The following is a 21,034-nucleotide window of genomic DNA, read 5'->3' as shown; positions in this document are numbered from 1 at the left end:
TTTGACCGATCACAATTTATTGCCTGTAAACCCAGATGGCCAGCCTGCCGATCTGCACGCCAGTCTGCCAGCCGAACCCCAGGCGGCCCCTGGCAAGCACGATGCCGACATCGAGCGCCTGTTCGGCGCGGGCGGCCCGCTCGGTCCCGCCGTGGGCAGCTACAAGCCGCGCCGTTCGCAAACGGAAATGGCCAAGGCCATCGCGCACGCCATCGACAGCCAGACCACCCTGATCGCCGAGGCGGGCACGGGCACCGGTAAAACCTTCGCCTATCTGGTGCCGGCTCTGATGTGGGGCGGCAAGACCATCGTCTCCACCGGCACGAAAAACTTGCAGGACCAATTGTTCTTGCGCGATATCCCCACCGTGCGCGCCGCGCTGCAGGCACCCGTCTCCGTGGCGCTGCTGAAGGGCCGCTCGAACTACGTCTGCCACTATCACCTGGAACGCACGCTGCAAAACGGGCGCATGACCTCGCGCGACGACGTGGGGCATTTGCGCGAAATCTCGCGCTTCATCAAGATGACCAGCTCCGGCGACAAGGCGGAACTGGCCAAGGTGCCGGAAAACGCCATGATCTGGAACCTGGTGACGTCCACGCGCGATACCTGCATGGGCGCCGAGTGCCAGTATTACCAAGATTGCTTCGTCATGAAGGCCCGCAAGGAAGCCCAGCAGGCCGACGTGGTGGTGGTCAACCATCACTTGTTCTTCGCTGACGTGGCCCTGAAGGACACGGGCGTGGCGGAATTGCTGCCGTCAGCCAACACCATCATCTTCGATGAGGCGCACCAGTTGCCCGATACGGCCACTTTGTTCTTCGGTAACACGGTGTCGACGTCGCAAATCCTGGAACTGTGCCGCGACGTGCTGGCCGAGGGCCTGGCGCATGCGCGCGGCATCGACTGGGCCAAGACGGTGACGGTGGTGGAAAAGGCGGCGCGCGACCTGCGGCTGACCTTCCCGCAGGATATCGTGCGCCTGTCGCTGCCGCAAATCGCCCCGTCGAGCGACTTTTTTCCCGCGCTGGACACGCTCAAAGATGAGCTCGATGGCATGGTGGCCGTGCTGGAAACCCAGGCGGAACGGGCGGAAACGCTGGAGCAGTGCAGAGTGCGCGGCGTCGAGCTGGCGCAGCAGCTCTCCGGCTGGAAGTTCGATCCGAAGGCGAAAGTGGCGGCTGGCGAAGAAGCCGTCTTCTGGGTGGAGGCGTTTTCCAGTTCCTTGCAGTTGCATAAAACACCATTGTCGATCGCCCCGATCTTCAACAACCAGCGCGAAGGCACGCCGCGCAGCTGGATTTTCACGTCCGCCACCCTGGCCGTGAAGAACGATTTCAAGCATTTTTCGGAACAGATGGGCTTGACGGGCGAACCGTCGCACACCTGGCCGAGCCCCTTCGACTATGGCCAGCAGGGCTTGCTGTTCGTGCCGCAAAACCTGCCGCAACCGAACTCGCTCGGCTACACGGATGCCGTCATCGACTGCGCCTTGCCCATCATCGAGGCGGCGGGCGGGCGCACCTTCTTCCTGTGTACCACCTTGCGCGCCGTCAAGCGGGCCGCCGAGCGCCTGGCCGACGAATTCAAGCAGCGGGGCTTGAACTACCCCCTGTTCGTGCAGGGCGACAAGGGCCGCACGGAATTGCTCGATCAGTTTCGCGCCGCCGGGAATGGCGTGCTGATCGGCAGCCAGAGCTTCTGGGAAGGCGTCGACGTGCGCGGTGATGCGCTCTCTCTGGTGATCATCGACAAGCTGCCGTTCGCGCCGCCCGACGATCCCGTGCTGGCGGCGCGCATCGAAGTGATGGAAAAACAGGGCAAGAACGGCTTCATGCATCATTCGCTGCCGGAAGCCATCATCAACCTGAAGCAGGGCGCGGGCCGCCTGATCCGTGACGAGGGCGACCGGGGCGTGCTGATGATCTGCGATCCGCGCCTCATTTCCAAGCCGTACGGCAAGCGCATCTGGCAAAGCCTGCCACCGTTCAAGCGCACGCGCGATACGGCAGAAGTGGTGGAATTCTTCCGCAACCTGCCCGCCAGGGGCGCTTAAGTCCTCGCTTAAGTCCTGCTTGCCGGCGCCAGTTGCGCGCCGGCTTATTTCCCTTTGTAATCAAGCCACTAGCGTTTCCTGTGCGGCGCTTGCCTGCGCGCCTGGCATGCCAGAAACGGGCGTGATCGTGCCAGTTTCTGGCTTTTTCTGCCATGTCCAGGACGCCAGACACATCTTTGCGCCAGCGCAAACTGAGCTGTTGCCGGGCGGTCTACAGTGAGTTCATGCCTTGCAGGATGAAGGCGCGGCGTTGGCAGGGCCGCACGGGGAACAGGGGGATGCCATGGAGATCCGCTACGGCTGTTTCTTGAGCTATGCACACGGCCAATATGCGTTCATGAACAAGTTCAAGAATGATCTCATCGAGGCGCTGGCTTGCTATCTGGAACCGCACCTCGACCGTGAGGAAGTGCTGTTCATCGACAGCGAACAACTGGGCGGTGGCGACGATATCGACCTGCGCGTGGCGCGCGCCATGTGCCAGAGCGTCTGCATGATCGTGCTGTACACACCCAAATATGAAGCGCACGGCTATACGCGGCGTGAATTTGCTGCCATGCAACTAATCGAACAGGAGCGGCGCGCCTGGTATGAACTGCCCAGCCACCTGATCATCCCCATCATCATGACGCGCCATCCGGACGGCTTGCCGTCGCAAATCACGGAGTCGGGCCTGTACGTCGATTTCTCCGGCTATACGCTGGCCAGCGGCGACCTGAAGTCGAATCCGCAATACCTGCCCGACATCGACCGCATCGTGCAGCGCATCGCCACGCATTACCACTTGCTCAAGCGGTCGACCCCGCCCGGCCACGATTGCAGCCGTTTCGTATTGCCCGCTATTCCACCGGAATGGCGCGCCATTCCGCCTCCTCACTTTCCGCGTTAATCACGTAAAAGGTCCTGTCATGGAATGCCAACGCCTCTCCCTGCCACCTTTGAGCGCCCCTGGCGAAGTCGTCACCTTCTATTCCTACAAGGGCGGTACCGGCCGCACCATGGCCCTGTCGAACATCGCCGTCCTGCTGGCGCGCCGTGAAAACGCCAGCGTGCCCGTGCTGATGCTGGACTGGGACATGGAAGCGCCGGGCCTGCACCATTATTTCGAGCAGCACGAGGAACGGCCGGGCGTGCTCGAGTTCTTCGAGGCGTGCCGCCAGCAGCTCGAGCGCTTCAGCCTGGAAAATGGCGGCGGGCAGGCCAGGGGACGCGAAGATGCCGGCCGCGACGATGCGGCACTGGCGCAACGCGTGCTCGACGCCATCGACTGGCAGCAATACGTGGTGCGCGTCGACCAGGGCAGCCCGCTGTACCTGATGCGCGCGGGGCGTTTCGATGCCAGCTACAGCGAACGCCTGGCGCAGATGCGCTGGGATCAGCTGTTTGACAGCTGCCCGGCCCTGTTCCGCTGCTTCGCCGATACCCTGGCCCAGCATTTCCGCTACGTGCTGGTCGATTCGCGCACGGGCCGCACGGACAGCGCCGGCATCTGCACCACCTTGCTGCCGAAAAAGCTGGTGGTGGTCTTCACGCCGAACCGGCAAAGCCTGGAAGGCGTCGATGCGCTCGTCACGCGGGCCATCGAGTACCGCCGCAGCCATGAAGACGAACAGCGTCCGCTGCTCGTCTACCCCTTGCCCTCGCGCATAGAAATGGGCGATGGGGCGCAGCGCGCCGAGTGGCGCCGCGGCGACGCGCACAAGGGCATCGCCGGCTTCCAGCCCCTGTTCGAGCGCCTGCTGCGCACTTCCTACGGCTTGTCGCAGATTGCCCTCGACAGCTATTTCGACGAAGTCCAGCTGCAGCAGACGAAAACCTTTGCCTATGGCGAGCAGCTGGCCGTGCGCATCGACCAGGGCGGCGACCGCTTTTCCCTCACACGTACCTTCGAAGCCTTTTTGCACTGGCTGACGGGCGGCTACTTTCCCTGGCAATCGAGCCGTGAAATCGCCTTGCTGGGCGCCATCAGCGAAGCGCGCCAGGCCTTGCTGGCCGAACCGGGCCGCGCCGTGGCCTTGCCGCTGGCGCGCGACCTGGCCCGCCTGGGCGAGCTGTACCGCAAGGACGGGCGCGGCGTGCAGGCGCTGGAGGCCTTCCGCCAGAGCGTCGAGATCCGCGTGCGCCTGCTGGGCGAGGAACATCCAGACAGCCTGGCGTGCAAGAGCGGCATGGCGCGCCTGCTGCGCCAGCTGGGCAAGGTCGATGAAGCCCGCTTCCTGGAAGAGGACGTGCTCGATGTGCGCGAACGCGTGCTGGGCAGCGAGCATCCCGACACCCTGGCCGCCCGGGCCTGCCTGGCGCAAACCCTCTTGCAGCAAGGGGAGCTGGCGGCGGCGCTGCTGCTGCAGGATACCGTGCTGGCAACGTACGCGCGCCAGCTGGGCGGCGAGCATCCGCTGACCCTGGAGGCGATGGATGGCCGCGCCGCCACCTTGCTGCGCATGGGCCGGCTGGCGCAGGCGCAGCAAGTGCTGGGCACGGTGGTAGCGGCGCGCGAGCGCCTGTTTGGCGCCGAGCATGGCGACACCTTGCGCAGCAAGCTGGCGCTGGCGCAGGCGCTGGGGCAAGAAGGCGACCTGGAAGGCGCGCGGCGTCTGTTCGTTGCCGTGCTGCAGGTGCAGGAGCGGCGCCTGGGCAGCGACCATGCGGCCACCTTGGCCACGCGCGACTTGCTGGCCGATATCGTGGCCGGACAGGGCGACTGGGCTGGCGCGCGCCAGCTGCACGAAGACCAGGTGGCGGCGCGCGAGCGCACGCACGGGCTCGACCATCCTGAAACCCTGATGAGCCAGCGCAAGCTGGCCGAGGCACTGCTGCGGCGTGGCGAGCTCGATGCGGCGCGCAGCGTGCAGGAGCAGGTGCTGGAAGTGCATGCGCGCCTGCTGGGCGAAGACCACCTTGATACCTTGCACAGCAAGAAGCAATTGGCTGGCACCCTGCTGCAGCAGGGCGAGAGCGAGGCGGCGCGCCTGCTGGAAGACGCGGTGCTCAGCGGCAGCGACCGGCTGTTGAATGCGCCCGTCACGGGGCATGCGGACAGCGTGCTGGACGGCGCCCGGCATTTGCAGGAAACCATCCTGGCTGGCCGAGCCAACGGGCACGAAGGGGCCGAACCGGACACCCTGGCCAGCATGATCTCGATGTTGCAAGGCATGATAGAGCGCGAACAGTATGCGCAGGCGGGCGAACTGGCCGAACATTTGAAGTCCTGTCTGCTGCGCCCGGGCGTGCCGGGCAAGCTGCGCAGGCGCGGCATGGCGCAGCTGAAAAGAATGTATAAATTGCAAGGCGACCTGAATGCCTTGCTGGCCTTGCAGGAGGATGAAGTGCAGGCGCTGGAAGGGGCATTATCGGAAGCGCGCATCGAACAGCGCTGACGCCGTGCGCCATGTCAGCGCGGCAGCATAAATAATGCCGCCATTCGGCGCATGGCACGCGCAGTGTTGGCATTGCTTCAGGTAAAATCTCGTTATGAGAATTCTTATCAGTAACGACGACGGTTACCTGGCGCCAGGCCTGGCGGCCCTGGCTGACGCGCTCGCGCCCATTGCGGAAATCGTCGTGGTGGCGCCCGACAGCAATCGTTCGGGCGCGTCCAATTCGCTGTCCCTGGACCGGCCCCTGTCCGTGCACAAGGCTGCCAACGGCTTTTATTTTGTCAACGGCACGCCCACCGACTGCGTGCACGTGGCGCTGACGGGCATGCTCATCGAGCGCCCCGACCTGGTGGTCTCCGGCATCAACAACGGTCCCAACATGGGCGACGACACCCTGTATTCGGGCACCGTGGCGGCCGCCACGGAAGGCTATCTGTTCGGCATTCCCGCCATCGCCTTTTCCCAGTCGCAGTTTGGCTGGGCCAACCTGGACGCGGCCGCCCGCGTGGCCAGGGAAATCGTCGAGCGCCAGTTTGACGCCCTGCAGAAACCGTATTTGCTGAATGTAAACATCCCCGCCATTCCATACGAACAATTGCAAGGCGTGGTGGCCACGCGCCTGGGCAAGCGTCATTCGGCCGAGCCCGTGATCCGCGCCCTCGATCCCCGTGGCCGTGAAATCTTCTGGATCGGCCCCGCCGGCGCCGCCAAGGAAGGTGGGCCGGGCACGGACTTTTACGCCGTTGAACATGGACAAGTCTCGATCACGCCGCTGCAGATCGACCTGACCCATACCACCCAACTCGATGCACTGGCAAAAGGCCTGGCATGACCGCTCACTATGACTGACAAGCCGCGTACCTTCCCCCTTACCCTCGATTCGCTGGCCGGCAAGCCCGCCAGGCAGGGCGGGGGGCAGTCACTGGCGCAGTCGCGCATTGCCACGCCGCAGACGGCGACGCAAAATGCGGCGCAAAATGCGGCCAGGGGAGGCGCGCCGTACCACGCTGGCGCGTTGCCCATCGCGCCGTCGCGTGCGCAGGCCATCGCCAATGAGCGGGCGCAGCCGGTGGTGCTGTCGCCGCCACGGCAAAATCCGCTGGTGTCGGAGGCCGTACGCCGGGCCATGGTGGCGCGCATCGCGAAACAGGGCGTCAAGGACCAGGTGGTGCTCGACGCCATGCAAGCCGTGCCGCGCCATCTGTTCATGGACGAGGCGCTGGCATCGCAGGCGTATATCGACGCGTCCTTGCCCATCGGCCACCATCAGACCATTTCGCAGCCGTACATCGTGGCGCGCATGATCGAAGTGATGCGCCAGGGCGGCAACTTGCAGCGCGTGCTGGAGATCGGCACGGGCTGCGGTTACCAGGCGACGGTGCTGTCGCTGGTGGCGAAAGAGGTGTATTCGATCGAGCGCATCCGGCCCCTGCACGAGCTGGCGAAGGCCAATCTGCGTCCGCTGCGCGTGTCAAATCTGCGCTTGCAGTACGGAGATGGTATGCTTGGCCTGCCGCAGGCGGCGCCCTTCGACGGGATCATCCTTGCCGCAGCGGGCCTGGAAGTCCCGCAAGCCTTGCTGGAACAGCTGGCGCCCGGCGGGCGTCTGGTTGCGCCGGTGGGGGCTAAATTGCAACACTTACAACTCATTACCCGGGTGGGGAAAATGGAATGGACCAGCCAGACCCTGGAAGACTGCCATTTCGTGCCTTTGCGCCCGGGCACCATATGATCCCCGGATCAGCTAGCAAGCAGGACATACAATTACATGCGAATGATTAAGAAAAGTAACATACTTCTATGTGGCATCACCTTGGCCGCGCTGTTGAGCGGTTGCGGCACCACGGGCGTCCAGGCGCCCGTGGTGGAGCGCCATCCATCGGGCAACAGCGCCGCCGCCAGCGATCCGCGCGACCGCGACCCGGCCTATTACACGGTCAAGCGTGGCGACACCCTGTTGCGCATCGCTCTGGAACACGGCCAGAATTACCGCGACCTGGTGGCCTGGAATGACTTGAGCAACCCGAACGACATCAAGGTCGACCAGGTATTGCGTGTGCTGCCGCCGAATGGCGACACGGGCGGCGCGCAGACGTCGGCCATCGTCATGCCGCCTGTCACGGAAATCAAACCGGCCGCCCCTGTCGTGCCGAAAAAAACCGGCCCGCGCGGCGAGAAGCGCGCGTATTCCGACGCCACCCTGGCCGAATTGCGCGCCGATGGCGGCAGTGCCGACGCCAAGCCGGCGCCAGCGCCGGCAGCAGCTGTTGCCGCCGCGCCGGCCGCCGCTGCGGCAGCCCCTGCTGCATCGGCGCCTGGCGACGAGAAGATCAGCTGGATGTGGCCCTCCGAAGGCAAGGTCATCGGCACTTTCGACGAAGGCAAGAACAAGGGCGTCGATATCGCCGGCAAGGCGGGCCAGCAGGTGGTGGCAGCCGGTGCGGGAAAAGTCATGTATGCCGGGAGCGGAATCCGTGGTTATGGTAATCTTGTCATCGTAAAGCACAGTAATAGTTTATTGTCGGCATATGCGCATAACCGCAGCATCCTGGTGAAGGAAGGGCAGAACGTCAACAAAGGCCAGGCCATCGCCGAAATGGGCGATTCCGATGCCGACCGCGTGAAGCTGCACTTTGAAATCCGCCAGCAGGGCAAGCCTGTCGATCCTTCGAAATTCCTGCCTAACCGTTAGGTAAAGCAATGACACACGCGCCGCACGATCAGCTGGACGATGAGCCGGAACTGCCGGAAGACGGGGCAGACGAAGTCGTGACGGACGAGGCCGGCGAACTCGACGGTATTGATGCCGTCGACGCGGGCGAGGGCGGCGCGGTGGCCAGCGTCAGCGTGCTGGTCGAAAGTGTCGATGAACTGAAAAAAGTGCTGGCGGCCGAACTGTCGACCGATACCACGCAGCACTATCTGAACCAGATCGGCACGCGGCCTCTGCTGACGGCGGCGCAAGAGGTGCATTACGCCACCCTGGCCAAGCAGGGCAATTTCGAAGCCCGGCAAACCATGATCGAGCACAACCTGCGCCTGGTCGTGTCGATCGCCAAGCATTACATCAACCGCGGCGTGGTCTTGCTCGACATGATCGAGGAGGGCAACATCGGCCTGATGCGCGCCATCGACAAGTTCGAGCCCGAACGGGGCTTCCGTTTTTCCACGTATGCGACCTGGTGGATACGCCAGAGCATCGAACGGGCCATCATGAACCAGGCGCGTACGGTGCGCCTGCCCGTGCACATGGTGCGCGAATTGAACCAGATTTTGCGCGGCAAGTACCACCTGGAAGCCCAGCATCACGACGGCAAGGATGCCACCGCGGAAGACATCGCCCACCTGGTGGGCCGTCCCGTGGAAGAGGTGCAGGATATTCTGGCCCTGTCCGAGCACGCCACCTCGCTCGACGCGCCGCTCGACAACGATCCGCAGTCGTCCTTGATGGACATGCTGCCCGGCGCCAGCGAAGACAGCCCCGACGCGCGCGCGGAACACCATGAAATGACGGTGCTGGTGCGCGACTGGCTGACCAAGCTGCCCGACAAGCAGCGCGTGGTGATCATGCGCCGTTTCGGTCTCGACAACGACGATCCGGCCACGCTGGAAACTCTGGCCGAAGAAATGGGCGTGACGCGCGAGCGCGTGCGCCAGATCCAGCAGGAAGCGCTGATTAAGTTGAAGCGCGCCATGGCGGCGCGCGGCGTCGTGCGCGACTCCCTGCTCTAAGGACCCCGCTCCCGGCATTTCCGGGGCCGCATCTGCTATCATACGCCCCGCTCGCGGCGCCTGACCTTTCCCCCATTCTTTCAAGTTCCAGCGCGGCCCTGCGTCCTGGCCCACTCTTACCTATTGATCGCTATGCAAGAAAATATCATCGAAATCAAATCGCTCGACATGGACGCCCGTGGCGTTGGCCATATTGAGAACGAAGACGGCTCGCCGGGCAAGGTCGTGTTTGTCGAAGGCGCATTGCCGGGCGAGCGCGTCAGCTTTGTGACGTTCAAGAAAAAGAAAAACTGGGAAATGGCCCGCATGACGGTGCTGCACCGTGAATCGTCCATGCGCGTGACGCCCAAGTGCAAGCATTTTGATAACTGCGGCGGCTGCTCGATGCAGCACCTGGAGCCGTCGGCGCAGGTGGCGATCAAGCAGCGCGTGCTGGAAGACAACTTGTGGCATATCGGCAAGGTGCGTCCGCAAAGCATCATGCGACCCATGTATGGCCCGACGTGGGGCTACCGCTACCGCGCGCGCCTGTCGGTGCGCCACGTCAAGAAGAAGGACGCCGTGCTGGTGGGCTTCCATGAAAAGAAATCGGCGTTTGTCGCCGACATGGATAGCTGCGAAATCTTGCCGCCGCACGTGTCAAACATGCTGCTGCCGCTGCGTGGATTGATTGCTTCGCTGTCGATCTTCGAGCAGATGCCGCAGATTGAGCTGGCCGTGGGCGAGGACGTCACCGCCATGGTCTTGCGCATCATGGCGCCATTGACGGCGGACGACGAAACGACATTGAAAGCCTTTGCCGACGAATACGGCGTGCAATGGTGGCTGCAGGTGAAAGGGCCGGAAACGGCCGTGCCGTTCTATCCGCTGGACAAGCAATTGCACTACCTGCTGCCGGAATTCGGCGTCAAGATGCCGTTCAAGCCTGTCGATTTTACCCAGGTGAACCACCACATCAACCGCGTGCTGGTGTCGAAAGCCCTGCGTTTGCTGGAAGTGCAGCCGACCGACCGCGTGGCCGACCTGTTCTGCGGCCTGGGCAATTTCACCTTGCCGCTGGCCACGCAATGCAGCGCAGTGGTGGGCATCGAAGGCAGCACCACCCTGACGGAACGGGCGCTGGAAAACGCGCTGGCCAATGGCCTGGCGGAAAAAACCTCGTTCTCGACGCGCAACCTGTTCGAAGTCACCACCGACGACCTGATCGCCTTGGGCCGTTTTGATCGCATCCTCGTCGACCCGCCCCGCGATGGCGCCATGGCCCTGTGCCAGGCGCTGGTCGGACTGTCGCAAGTGCGTCCCGACTTGTTGCCGAAACGCATCGTGTACGTCTCGTGCAGCCCGTCGACCCTGGCGCGCGACGCCGGCATCCTGGCTCTGGAAGCGGGCTATGTGCTGAGCAAGGCGGGCGTGGTGAACATGTTCCCGCACACCTCGCACGTCGAATCAATGGCGGTATTTGATTTGCTCTGAGGGCACACCTGAGAAAACGTCCATAGCTGCGTTGCCTTGCCTAGCCGTACTATTCGTACTGTCTTCGGCAAGGCGCCTTGCTCTGAACGTTTTTCAGGCGCGCTGTGGCTATTCATGCGTTGGTACAGATTCCGCCTTTTCGCTTGCTTCCATCCTAATACCACTTACAGCGTGTTATAAAATTGGTCTGTTTTTTCTCGATCAATCTCTCCTGTTTTCCCTCCCTCTGCCGTTTTTTCATTGTCCAGTAGGACAACACGCCGTTTGCCTGTACCGCTGCGCTTTCTGCGTGAAGTGGTATTGCCCACTTTGAGGCCACTTCAAAACCACTTGACCGCCTATTTTTTCAGCAGCATGCTGTTCTTGCAACTGCAAAAAAACAAAATCACAGGGTAGCTTTTCATTGAAGCAGAGTGGTATTTCCGCAAACCTGAACAGGAGACAGCGTGGAAAATTTAATACTCAAAAAAACAATCAGGAACATGATGGTATGTCTGGCCAGCGGTGGCGTGCTGGCGGCATGCGGCGGTGGCGGGGACGCCAGCGCACCAGGCGGCTCGCAATTACTGGCGGCCAGCACGGTGGTCGCCTGCGTGCCATGGCAAGAGGGTGGTACCTATAACGCGGGCACGGTAGTCAGCTACTTGGGCGCCAACTACACGGCCCTGGTGACGCAGACCGATCACGTGGGCTCGGGTTGGAATCCCGTCTCCACGCCGAGCCTGTGGAGCGCCGGCGGCACCTGCGATGGCGGCACCACGCCGACCCCGACGCCTACTCCCACACCAACCCCGACGCCCACCCCGACGCCGACGCCGAATCCAACCCCGACACCCACTCCAACGCCGACACCAACGCCAACCGGAGGCACTTGCGCGCTGGCATGGGTGGCGGGCACGGCCTACAGCGCGGGCGCCACCGTCAGCTATGCGGGCACGAATTACCGTGCCAACTACTGGACGCAGGGCGACAACCCGTCGACCAGCAGCGGCGCCGCCGGCACGGGCAAGCCATGGACCAGTCAGGAGATCTGCAGCATCACGCCGACGCCGACGCCGACGCCGACGCCTACTCCAACCCCGACACCTACTCCAACCCCGACACCTACTCCAACGCCGACGCCGACGCCGACACCAACGCCAACGCCAACGCCAACGCCAACGCCAACGCCAACACCGACCCCAACGGGCCGCGAAGTGGGGTCGTACTTTGCGCAGTGGGGCGTGTATGGCCGCGACTATGAAGTGGCGAACGTGCACTCCAGCGGCGTGGCCGACAAGCTGACCTTCATCAACTACGCTTTCGGCAACATTTATCCGAAAAACGGCGGCTACGAATGCGCCATGATCACCAAGGCGGAGCCGGGCGCGACGAATCCGAATTCGCCGGACGCGGGCACGGGCGGCGATGCCGAGGCCGACTACATCCGCACGCCGAAGCGCACCGTCGATGGCCAGGCCATCCCTTGGGACGCTCCATTGTCGGGCAACTTCCTGCAGCTGAAAAAACTGAAGGCGGCGCACCCGAACCTGAAATTGTTCATCTCGCTGGGCGGCTGGAGCTGGTCGAAGAACTTCTCCGTCGGTTCGGCCACCGATGCGCTGCGCAAGCAAATGGTGCGCTCCTGCATCGATATCTACATCAAGGGCAACTTGCCGGTGCAGGGCGGTCGCGGTGGCGTGGGTGCGGCGGCCAACATCTTTGACGGCATCGACATCGACTGGGAGTATCCGGTGGGCGGCGGCCAGCCCTACAACACGGTCAGCCCGAACGACAAGCGCAATTTCACCTTGCTGATGGCGGAATTTCGCAGCCAGCTCGATGCGCTGGGCGCCGCCAACGGCACGCGCTACCTGTTGACGGCGGCCGTCGGTGCCGGCAAGGACAAGATCGACAACACGGAACCGGCCCTGTACTCGCAGTACATGGATTGGATCAACCTGATGACCTACGACTTCCACGGCGGCTGGGAAACGAGCACCAACTTCAACGCCCAGCTGTTTGCCGACCCTGCCGATCCGTCGACGGGCATGGCGCGCGAATACGTGGGCGACAAGGCGGTGCAATACATGATTGCCGCCGGCGTGCCGCGCGACAAGCTGCTGCTGGGCATCCCGTTCTATGGCCGCGGCTGGACGGGCGTGGCGCCAGGACCGAACGGCGATGGCCTGTACCAGGCGGCCACGGGCACGGCGCCAGGCACCTACGAGTCGGGCATCGAGGACTATAAAATCCTCGTCGCCAAGACCGGCACGCGCTACTACCATCCCGTGACCAAGCAGCTGTACCTGTACACGGGCGCGGGCGGCCAGTGGTGGAGCTATGACGACCCGACCGTCATCGGCACCAAGGTGAAATATGTCAAGGACCAGGGCTTGCGCGGCGCGTTCTCGTGGGAACTCGATGGCGACGCGAATGGCGTGCTGGCGACGGAGGTGTGGAAAGTACGGTAATGCGTGGTTAGGGTAGGGCGCGGCCGGACGGTGCATGCTGTCCGGCCGCTGATGCATATAAAAAGGAGACAGATAATGGCGGCCGTAGCGACATTGGGAGCAAAACAGCTGCAGCAGAAGCAAGACCCGGAGCTGAGCCGCGAATGGCGCAGCTGGATCGCGGAAAACCTCATGCTGGGCAGTCATCCGTCGGCGCTGATGCCTGTGCTGCAACAGGCCGGCATCGCGGAGCCCCTGGCGCGCCGCGAAATCGAGCTCGCGCTGCAGAGTCCCTACCTGGGCGGCGCCGTGCGCCTGTCGAACCGGCTGGCCAAGCGCGACTGGGTGATCGACATCCAGCGCAAGCTGAATCAGCTGCGTTCGCCCGAGATTCCCCGTCGCGAGAGACTGTCCGCGCAGGAATTCCTCGACGAATATTATTCCACCAACCAGCCCGTGATCATCACGGGCATGCTGGACGACTGGCCCGCCATGGCCAAGTGGAGCCCGGCCTATTTCCGCGAACATTTTGCGCAGCGCGAGGTGGAAGTGCAGTTCGGCCGCGAAGCGGATGCCCAGTACGAAATGAACAGCGTGGCGCACAAGCGCAAGATGGCCTTTTGCGAATACGCCAGCCTGGTCGAGAACAGCGGTACGAGCAACGATTTCTATATGACGGCGAACAACAATTCGCAAAACCGGCAGGCGCTGCACGAGCTGTGGGACGATATCGGCCAGCTGCCCGAATACCTGAAACAGGATGACGGCCGCACGGGATTCTTGTGGTTTGGCCCGGCCGGCACCGTGACGCCATTCCACCACGACCTGACGAACAACTTCATGGCGCAGGTCAAAGGGCGCAAGCGCCTGCGCATCATGGCCGCCTGCGAGGTGGCGCGCGTGTACAACCAGCGCCACTGTTTTACCCCCGTCGACGGGCGCGATATCGACTTGCAGCGCTATCCGCTGATGGCCGACGTGCAGGTGCGCGAATGCGTGCTGGCGCCGGGCGAAATCCTGTTTTTGCCCGTCGGCTGCTGGCATTTTGTCGAAGCGCTCGATATTTCCCTGACAGTGGCGTTCACCAACTTCAAATGGGATAACGATTTTTACAGCAAGTATCCGTCGAATCACGACTTTTGATTGCAGGGCTTACTTGCCGCGAACAGCCGCCGAACAGGCGGCTTTTTTCATTCTACGGTAGGTATCTTGTATAAGATATTTCCACAAAATAATTGATTAAAATCATTTAACAGCAAATATTTTGATATGAATGGCTATGATGTTTCATTATCCAGATGCGGATGAGGGGTAGATAATTTTATTGCTGGCGCGCCGCCGGGCCTCTGAGTAGACGTGCCGGCGCGCCAGCACCCACAACCATCTGGAGGCGGCAGGGCATGAACACGCAGCAAACGACACAAGCAGGTATGCAGTTGCAACAAGCATCGGCCGGTAGCGCCGGACTCCAGCTCGACACGCGGCTGACGCGCGAAGCGGCCGAATTGCTGGCCAGGGCCGGCATCCACCTGAATGGGCGCGCCGCCTGGGACATGCAGCTGCGCAAACCGGGCGTGCCGGAACGGGCTTTCGCCAGCGGCAACCTGGGCCTGGGCGAAGCGTACATGGACGGCGACTGGGATGCGAAGCAGCTCGACGAATTCTTTTGCCATCTGCTGCGCGCCAGGGTGGCCGACGACGTGCGCCCGATGCGCCTGGCCTTGCATGCGCTGACTGCGCGCCTGTTCAACCTGCAGACGGAGCGCCGCGCGTGGATGGTGGGCAAGGAACACTATGACCTGGGCAATGCCTTCTATGCGGCCATGCTCGATGCGCGCATGACCTATACCTGCGGCTACTGGAAAGATGCGGCCAATCTGGCCGAGGCGCAGGAAGCCAAGCTTGATCTGATCTGCCGCAAGCTCAGGCTGGAGCCGGGCATGCGCGTGCTCGACATCGGCTGCGGCTGGGGCAGCTTCATGCGTTATGCGGCGGAAAAATACCAGGTGCAATGCGTGGGCGTGACCATCTCGCAAGAGCAGGTTGCGTACGCGCGCGGCATGCCGGGCGGAGACAAGTTGGATTTCCGCCTGCAGGATTACCGCGACACCGATGAAAAATTCGACCGCATCGTCAGCGTCGGCATGTTCGAGCACGTGGGCCACAAGAATCACCGCACCTTCATGGAAGTGGCTCACCGCTGCCTGGAAGACGACGGCCTGTTCCTGTTGCACACGATCGGCAAGAACAAGCGCCAATCCGCGTGCGACCCGTGGATCGACAAATACATCTTCCCGAATGGCGACTTGCCGTCGATCGGGCAAATCGGCGACGCCATGGACGATCTGTTTGTGGCCGAGGATCTGCACAACTTCGGCGCCGACTACGACCAGACCCTGATGGCCTGGCACGCCAATTTTGAGCAGGCGTGGCCGCAGTTTTCCGCCCAGCTGGGCGAGCGCTTCCATCGCATGTGGTCGTATTATTTGCTGTCTTGCGCCGGTGCCTTCCGCGCGCGCGACTTGCAGCTGTGGCAATGGGTCTTGTCGAAGCAAGGCGTATTGGGTGGTTATGAGCGTGTCAGTTGATATGCGCGGCAGCTGATATCATGGCTTGATGGATATCAATCAAGCGCGTACCTTCCTGGAAGTGGCTTCCTGCGGCAGCTTTATCATGGCGGCCGAGCGCATGCACGTGACGCAAACGGCCGTCAGCGCCCGTATCCGCTCCCTGGAGCAGCAGCTGGGGCGCCAGTTGTTCGTGCGTAACAAGGCGGGCGCCCGCCTGACGTCGGCCGGCGAGCGCTTCATGCGCCATGCGGCCACCATGGTGCAGGTGTGGGAGCGGGCGCGCCACCAGGTGGCCTTGCCGCCGGGGCGCGACGATGCCGTCAGCATCGGCTGCGAACTGAGCCTGTGGCAGCCGCTGCTGGGGGACTGGCTGATACGCATGAGCCGCGATTGCCCCGAGATTGCCTTGCGCGCGGAAGTCGACAGTCCCGCGCGCCTGCTCGACGCCGTGCACGACGGCTCGCTCGATCTTGCCGTGCTGTATAACCCGCCGCAGCGCCCGGGCCTGGCCAGCGAATTGCTGGCCGAGGAAAAGCTGGTGATGGTGACCACACGCGCCGACGGGCAGATGCATGCCGATACGTATGTGTATGTGGACTGGGGCCCCAGTTTCGCGGCCAACCACCAGGCGGCATACCCGGAGCTGAGCAGCCCGCCTGTGTCGATTTCGCTGGGGCCGCTGGCCCTCGTGTACCTGCTGGAAGTGGGCGGCGCCAGTTACTTTCGCATCGGCAGCGCGCAACCTTATCTCGATGCGGGCCTGCTGTATCGCGTGCGCGACGCGCCCGAGTTCTCGCATTCCGCCTACGCCGTGTATGCGGCCCAGCGCGACAACACGACCCTGGACCGCGCCCGCGCCTGCCTGCGCGAGGTGGCGGAGAGGATCAAGTAGATGCTGCAGACGTAAAAAAGCCGACCCGAGGGTCGGCTTTCACTTTCATTTTCATGCGCATAAGCGCAGCGCTTAGTCGCGGCTGCCGCCGGCGAAGCCCAGGAGCGACAACAGGCTGGTGAAGATGTTGTACACGTCCAGGTAGATGCGCAGGGTGGCCGAGATGTAGTTGGTCTCGCCGCCGTTGATGATTTGCTGCACGTCATACAGGATGTAGGCCGAGAAGATGGCGATGGCGACCATGGAGATCACGATCGACAGTGCCGACAGGCCCAGGAAAATGTTCGCTACCGATGCCAGGATCAGCACGATCACGCCGGCGAACAGCCATTTGCCCATGGCCGAGAAGTCGCGCTTCGAGACCGTGGCGATCGTCGCCATCACGGCCAGGATGGTGGCCGTGCCGCCGAATGCCGTCATGATCAGCATGCCGCCGTTCGAGTAGCCGAGCGTGCGCGTCAGCAGTGGCGTGAGCATCAGGCCCATGAAGAAGGTGAAGCCCAGCAGGACGGCGACGCCCAGGCCCGAGTTCTTGGTCTTTTCAATCGCGTACATGAAGCCGAATGCGACGGCCATGAAGATGATGAAGCCCATGCCGCCGGTCAGCATCGGCAAGTGCATTTGCACGCCGATGAAGGCGCCCAGCACGGTCGGTATCATGGACAGTGCCAGCAGCCAGTAAGTGTTGCGCAAGACCTGGTGGCGGACTTGCTGCATGCCCCCCGACAGGTCAAAGGTGCGTTGCATGTTCTGATTCATAGTGCCTCCGTGTTGTCAATTCAAATTACTGCTTTACCCAAGGATAGCATGAGGGCCGGAATTTGCCAAAAAAGCAGCTTAAGATTTCATTAAACTCAAGCGGCAGGGAAGCATGCCCCCTGTCTGTCTGGGTGATATGGGGTGGAGTATGGTAAAATCAAAGGTTGATTGAGTTATCAATTTACCGTTTTAAACCTTACTTTTTATTGGAGTTTTCACACATGGCAATCGAACGCACCCTGTCGATCATCAAACCAGACGCAGTTGCAAAAAACGTAATCGGTCAAATCTACACCCGTTTTGAAAACGCTGGCCTGAAAATCGTTGCAGCACGCATGACCCAACTGTCGCGCGAACAAGCTGAAGGCTTCTACGCAGCGCACAAAGAACGCGGCTTCTTCAAAGATCTGGTCGACTTCATGGTTTCCGGTCCCGTCATGATCCAAGCCCTGGAAGGCGAAAACGCCGTTCTGGCCCACCGTGACCTGATGGGCGCGACCGATCCGAAGAAAGCAGAAAAAGGCACGATCCGCGCCGATTTCGCCGATTCGATCGACGCCAACGCCGTACACGGTTCCGACGCTGTCGAAGCTGCTAAAGTGGAAATCGCTTACTTCTTCCCAGAACTGAAGGCTTAATTGCCTTAGATAACGTTATTTCCTGGCGTTATCTGTGAAATAACTTATCACCCCCTGTTCCCGCTGCGCTGTGGAGTTTTTGCTCCTGATGCGCGCGGGGACGGATTTTTAGAATAGACATGATCATGAATACGACGACCCTCACCAACTTGCTGGACCTCGATCCCGCGCAACTCATCGCCTATTGCGCCGAGTTGGGAGAGAAACCGTTTCGTGCGAAACAATTGCAACGTTGGATACACCAGTTCGGCGCTTCCGATTTCGACGCCATGACGGACCTGGCCAAGTCGCTGCGCGACAAGCTGGCCACGCGCGCCGAAGTGCGCGCCCCGGCCATCATCAGCGACCACACGTCGACGGACGGCACGCGCAAGTGGCTGGTCGACGTGGGCAATGGCAATGCCGTGGAAACCGTGTTCATTCCGGAAGAAAACCGCGGCACCCTGTGTATCTCGACCCAGGCCGGCTGCGCCGTGAACTGCCGCTTCTGCTCGACGGGCAAGCAGGGCTTCAACCGCAACCTCAGCGTTGGCGAAATCATCGGCCAGCTGTGGATGGCGGAATTCGAATTGCGCCGCACCAAGGGCATCGAACCGGGCCCCAAAGGCGAGCGCCAGATCACCAACGTGGTGATGATGGGCATGGGCGAGCCCCTGCTGAACTTTGAGCCGACCGTCACGGCCCTGAAATTGATGCTCGACGATAACGCCTACGGCTTGTCGCGCCGCCGCGTGACCTTGTCGACCTCGGGCGTCGTCCCGATGATGGACAAGCTGTCGCAGGAAGTGCCGGTGGCCCTGGCCGTCTCGCTGCACGCCTCGAACGATGCCTTGCGCGATGGTTTGATTCCACTGAACAAGAAATACCCGCTGAAGGAATTGATGGCGGCCTGCAAGCGCTACCTGGAATTCGCCCCACGCGATTTCATTACCTTCGAATACTGCATGCTCGATGGCGTCAACGACAGCGACGAGCACGCGCACGAACTGCTGGCGCTGGTGCAAGACCGTGAGTTTGGCGTGAACTGCAAGTTCAACCTGATCCCGTTCAACCCCTTCCCCGAGTCGGGCCTGTTCCGCTCGAAAAACCCGCGCATCAAGGCGTTTGCCCAGGTGCTGATGGATGGCGGCATCATCACCACCGTGCGCAAGACGCGCGGCGACGATATCGATGCGGCCTGCGGCCAGCTGGCCGGCGAAGTCAAGGACCGCACGCGGGTGCAGGAACGCATGGAAAAGATGACCGAGTATCAACAGAAATTCGGCGCCAATTTCGGCAAGATTGTGGAGATCCGCTCCTGATGCGGGGAAGCATGGCTTATCCTGGCGCACTTGCCGCGGCTGTTGTCAGCCTGGGCGTGCTGCTGGCCGGCTGTGCTTCCACCGCGGACAAGGAGCAAGCCGCATCTGTCGAGCAGCGCGCCGCCTTGCGTTTGCAGCTGGCCAGCGCCTATTATATGCAAGACCAGTTTGCGGTGGCGTTGACCGAAGCGGAGCAGGCAGTGCAGCTGGTGCCGGACAATGCCCAGGTGCGCGGCATGCGCGCCCTGATTTTTGCTGCCCTGCGCCAACCTGTGGCTGCCGAAAAAGATTTTCTTTACGCATTGCGCCTCGCGCCCCACAATCCCGAGTTGAGCAATAATTATGGCCAGTTTCTGTGCCAGACCGGGCGCGCGGCGCAGTCGCTGGCGTATTTTGATGCCGCATTGCAAGATGCCGCCTATGGCACGCCTGAACTGGCGCTGCATAATGCGGCGGCGTGCAGCCTGGTCATGCAAGATTACCCGCGCGCTGCCAGCTACTGGCTCAAGGCGGAGCGCATCGCACCTGGTGCGGCAATCACCTATGCCGGCCTGGTGCGTGTGTATTACCAACAGCAAGACTACCGGCAAGCGGCTCATTACCTTGAGCGGCTCGGTAAAGTAGCGACAATGGAGAGCCAGACGGCCGATGTGCTGTGGCTCGGGATCAAGGTGCAGCATAAGCTCGGGGATGCGGGTGCGGAAGCTGGCCTGGGGGCGCTTTTGCGCAACCACCATTCCGGCTCCCCCGAATATGCTGCTTATCAAAATGGGGCGTTTGATGAGTGAGACAGGGATACCAATGAATTCAGAGTGGGCAGAAACGCCTCAGCAGCAGCCCCAGGGCAATCTTGCGTTGGCAGGCGCACAGTTGAAGGCGCAGCGCGAAGCGCTGGGCTGGCCGGTGGAGCAGGTGGCCGACCAGCTCAAGCTGGCGACGCGCCAGGTGATCGCGCTGGAAGCGGGCGACATGGCGGCCTTGCCGAACCTGGCCGTGGTGCGCGGTTTCGTGCGCGCCTATGCCAAGGTGGTCAAGCTCGACGCGGCGCCGCTGGTGGCCATGATCGAAGTGCATCCGGCGCCGGCGCAAGACCCGGCTGCCGCGCCCGTGCGGCGCGAGATTTCCGCCACGTTTTCCGAATCGCGCTTCCCGTCGATGACGCAGCGCTCGTCGAACCAGACGCCCCTCTGGATCGCCGGCGCCGTGGCCCTCGTCGTGGCCGCCGCCTTTGGCGCCTACAAGCTTGGCTATGTGCCGGCCAGCCTGTTGTCCTCGCACGCCGAGAAAGAAACCGCGCATGCGGACGTGGGCCCCGTGGAAACGACCCTGATCAAGCCGGGCCAGGACTTGACGCCCGTGCAGTCGCCGTCCGTGCCGCTGATTTCCGTGCCGCCGCCGCCAGGCAACGATACGCAGACAGGCGCGCCTGCCAGCAACGTGGCTTCGGCGCCTGCCGCCGCCGTGCCGCCAGCAGCTGCTCCGGCGACGACGGCCGCCGTCACGCCGCCCGTTGCCGCCGCTGCCGTGGGCGCGAATACGCTGGTGTTGAAGGTGGAGCAGGATTCCTGGGTGGAAATCCGCCGCCCGGGCAGCTCGCCGCTGATTTCGCGCATGGTCAAGGCGGGCAGCACGGAAACGTTCGATATCACGGGCCCGGCCACCCTGGTGGTGGGCAAGCCGGGTGCCGTGCAGGCAACCTTGCGCGGTGCCAAGCTGGATCTGCCGACCGTTGCCGGTGGCACGATTTCCCGTGTCAGCATCAAATAATTGCAGTAATCGTTCAAGCAAACTCAGAAGATAATAT

General features: G+C 62.4%; 17 protein-coding genes. 16 read left to right on the top strand and 1 reads right to left on the bottom strand.

Annotated features, from left to right (window positions below; translation table 11 throughout):
* Window position 1 precedes the first annotated feature (1 nt).
* The 12 genes from yoaA to CNX70_RS21455 all read left to right on the top strand — a co-directional run bounded on the left by yoaA (window position 2) and on the right by CNX70_RS21455 (window position 16,532).
* Entirely contained in the window at window positions 2-2,056 is a 2,055-nt protein-coding gene (gene yoaA / locus CNX70_RS21510; RefSeq protein ID WP_425269202.1) for a DNA repair helicase YoaA, read from the top strand.
* A gap of 283 nt (window positions 2,057-2,339) precedes the next feature.
* Window positions 2,340-2,945 carry a toll/interleukin-1 receptor domain-containing protein gene (locus tag CNX70_RS21505; protein ID WP_096236896.1) on the top strand — a complete coding sequence of 202 codons (606 nt, stop codon included), beginning with the start codon at window positions 2,340-2,342 and terminating at the stop codon, window positions 2,943-2,945.
* A gap of 19 nt (window positions 2,946-2,964) precedes the next feature.
* Complete coding sequence (locus CNX70_RS21500) at window positions 2,965-5,433, top strand: tetratricopeptide repeat protein (RefSeq protein ID WP_096236893.1); 2,469 nt, start codon at window positions 2,965-2,967, stop codon at window positions 5,431-5,433.
* Between the two features lie 94 nt (window positions 5,434-5,527).
* On the top strand, window positions 5,528-6,265 hold the full coding sequence (gene surE / locus CNX70_RS21495) for a 5'/3'-nucleotidase SurE (RefSeq protein WP_071076269.1): 738 nt from the start codon (window positions 5,528-5,530) through the stop codon (window positions 6,263-6,265).
* Between the two features lie 9 nt (window positions 6,266-6,274).
* A complete protein-coding gene (locus tag CNX70_RS21490) occupies window positions 6,275-7,165 on the top strand; it encodes a protein-L-isoaspartate(D-aspartate) O-methyltransferase (protein ID WP_096236889.1) in 891 nt (296 codons plus the stop codon).
* A gap of 42 nt (window positions 7,166-7,207) precedes the next feature.
* Window positions 7,208-8,125 carry a peptidoglycan DD-metalloendopeptidase family protein gene (locus CNX70_RS21485; RefSeq protein WP_096236886.1) on the top strand — a complete coding sequence of 306 codons (918 nt, stop codon included), beginning with the start codon at window positions 7,208-7,210 and terminating at the stop codon, window positions 8,123-8,125.
* 8 nt (window positions 8,126-8,133) lie between these two features.
* Window positions 8,134-9,165, top strand: a complete 1,032-nt coding sequence (gene rpoS / locus CNX70_RS21480; RefSeq protein ID WP_096236883.1) for an RNA polymerase sigma factor RpoS — start codon at window positions 8,134-8,136, stop codon at window positions 9,163-9,165.
* A gap of 132 nt (window positions 9,166-9,297) precedes the next feature.
* Window positions 9,298-10,638 (top strand): 23S rRNA (uracil(1939)-C(5))-methyltransferase RlmD, encoded by a 1,341-nt coding sequence (rlmD, locus tag CNX70_RS21475; RefSeq protein WP_096236880.1) that lies wholly within the window; start codon window positions 9,298-9,300, stop codon window positions 10,636-10,638.
* 482 nt (window positions 10,639-11,120) lie between these two features.
* Window positions 11,121-13,091, top strand: coding sequence for a glycosyl hydrolase family 18 protein (locus CNX70_RS21470; RefSeq protein WP_279629323.1), 1,971 nt, complete (start codon window positions 11,121-11,123; stop codon window positions 13,089-13,091).
* A 75-nt stretch (window positions 13,092-13,166) separates the two neighbouring features.
* Window positions 13,167-14,213, top strand: coding sequence for a cupin-like domain-containing protein (locus CNX70_RS21465; protein ID WP_096236877.1), 1,047 nt, complete (start codon window positions 13,167-13,169; stop codon window positions 14,211-14,213).
* A 287-nt stretch (window positions 14,214-14,500) separates the two neighbouring features.
* Window positions 14,501-15,658: a cyclopropane fatty acyl phospholipid synthase gene (gene cfa, locus CNX70_RS21460; RefSeq protein ID WP_096236875.1), complete on the top strand. Its 1,158-nt coding sequence runs from the start codon at window positions 14,501-14,503 to the stop codon at window positions 15,656-15,658.
* Between the two features lie 28 nt (window positions 15,659-15,686).
* Complete coding sequence (locus CNX70_RS21455; protein ID WP_096236872.1) at window positions 15,687-16,532, top strand: LysR family transcriptional regulator; 846 nt, start codon at window positions 15,687-15,689, stop codon at window positions 16,530-16,532.
* Window positions 16,533-16,604: 72 nt separating this feature from the next.
* Here CNX70_RS21455 and CNX70_RS21450 read toward each other — a convergent pair whose 3' ends face one another.
* A complete protein-coding gene (locus tag CNX70_RS21450; protein WP_411268305.1) occupies window positions 16,605-17,279 on the bottom strand; it encodes a Bax inhibitor-1/YccA family protein in 675 nt (224 codons plus the stop codon).
* A 233-nt stretch (window positions 17,280-17,512) separates the two neighbouring features.
* Here CNX70_RS21450 and ndk point away from each other — a divergent pair, with 233 nt between their 5' ends.
* From ndk to CNX70_RS21430, 4 genes are all read left to right on the top strand, one after another.
* A complete protein-coding gene (gene ndk / locus CNX70_RS21445; RefSeq protein ID WP_070223377.1) occupies window positions 17,513-17,929 on the top strand; it encodes a nucleoside-diphosphate kinase in 417 nt (138 codons plus the stop codon).
* 125 nt (window positions 17,930-18,054) lie between these two features.
* Entirely contained in the window at window positions 18,055-19,230 is a 1,176-nt protein-coding gene (gene rlmN, locus CNX70_RS21440) for a dual-specificity RNA methyltransferase RlmN (protein WP_071076956.1), read from the top strand.
* Between the two features lie 56 nt (window positions 19,231-19,286).
* Window positions 19,287-20,018: a type IV pilus biogenesis/stability protein PilW gene (pilW, locus tag CNX70_RS21435; RefSeq protein WP_157751206.1), complete on the top strand. Its 732-nt coding sequence runs from the start codon at window positions 19,287-19,289 to the stop codon at window positions 20,016-20,018.
* Between the two features lie 67 nt (window positions 20,019-20,085).
* A complete protein-coding gene (locus CNX70_RS21430; RefSeq protein WP_341865528.1) occupies window positions 20,086-20,997 on the top strand; it encodes a helix-turn-helix domain-containing protein in 912 nt (303 codons plus the stop codon).
* The last annotated feature ends 37 nt before the right edge of the window (window positions 20,998-21,034 follow it).

It is taken from the genome of Janthinobacterium svalbardense, assembly GCF_002327145.1.
Taxonomy (GTDB): Bacteria; Pseudomonadota; Gammaproteobacteria; order Burkholderiales; family Burkholderiaceae_D; genus Janthinobacterium; species Janthinobacterium tructae.
This window is presented reverse-complemented; position numbering and strand designations above follow the sequence as displayed.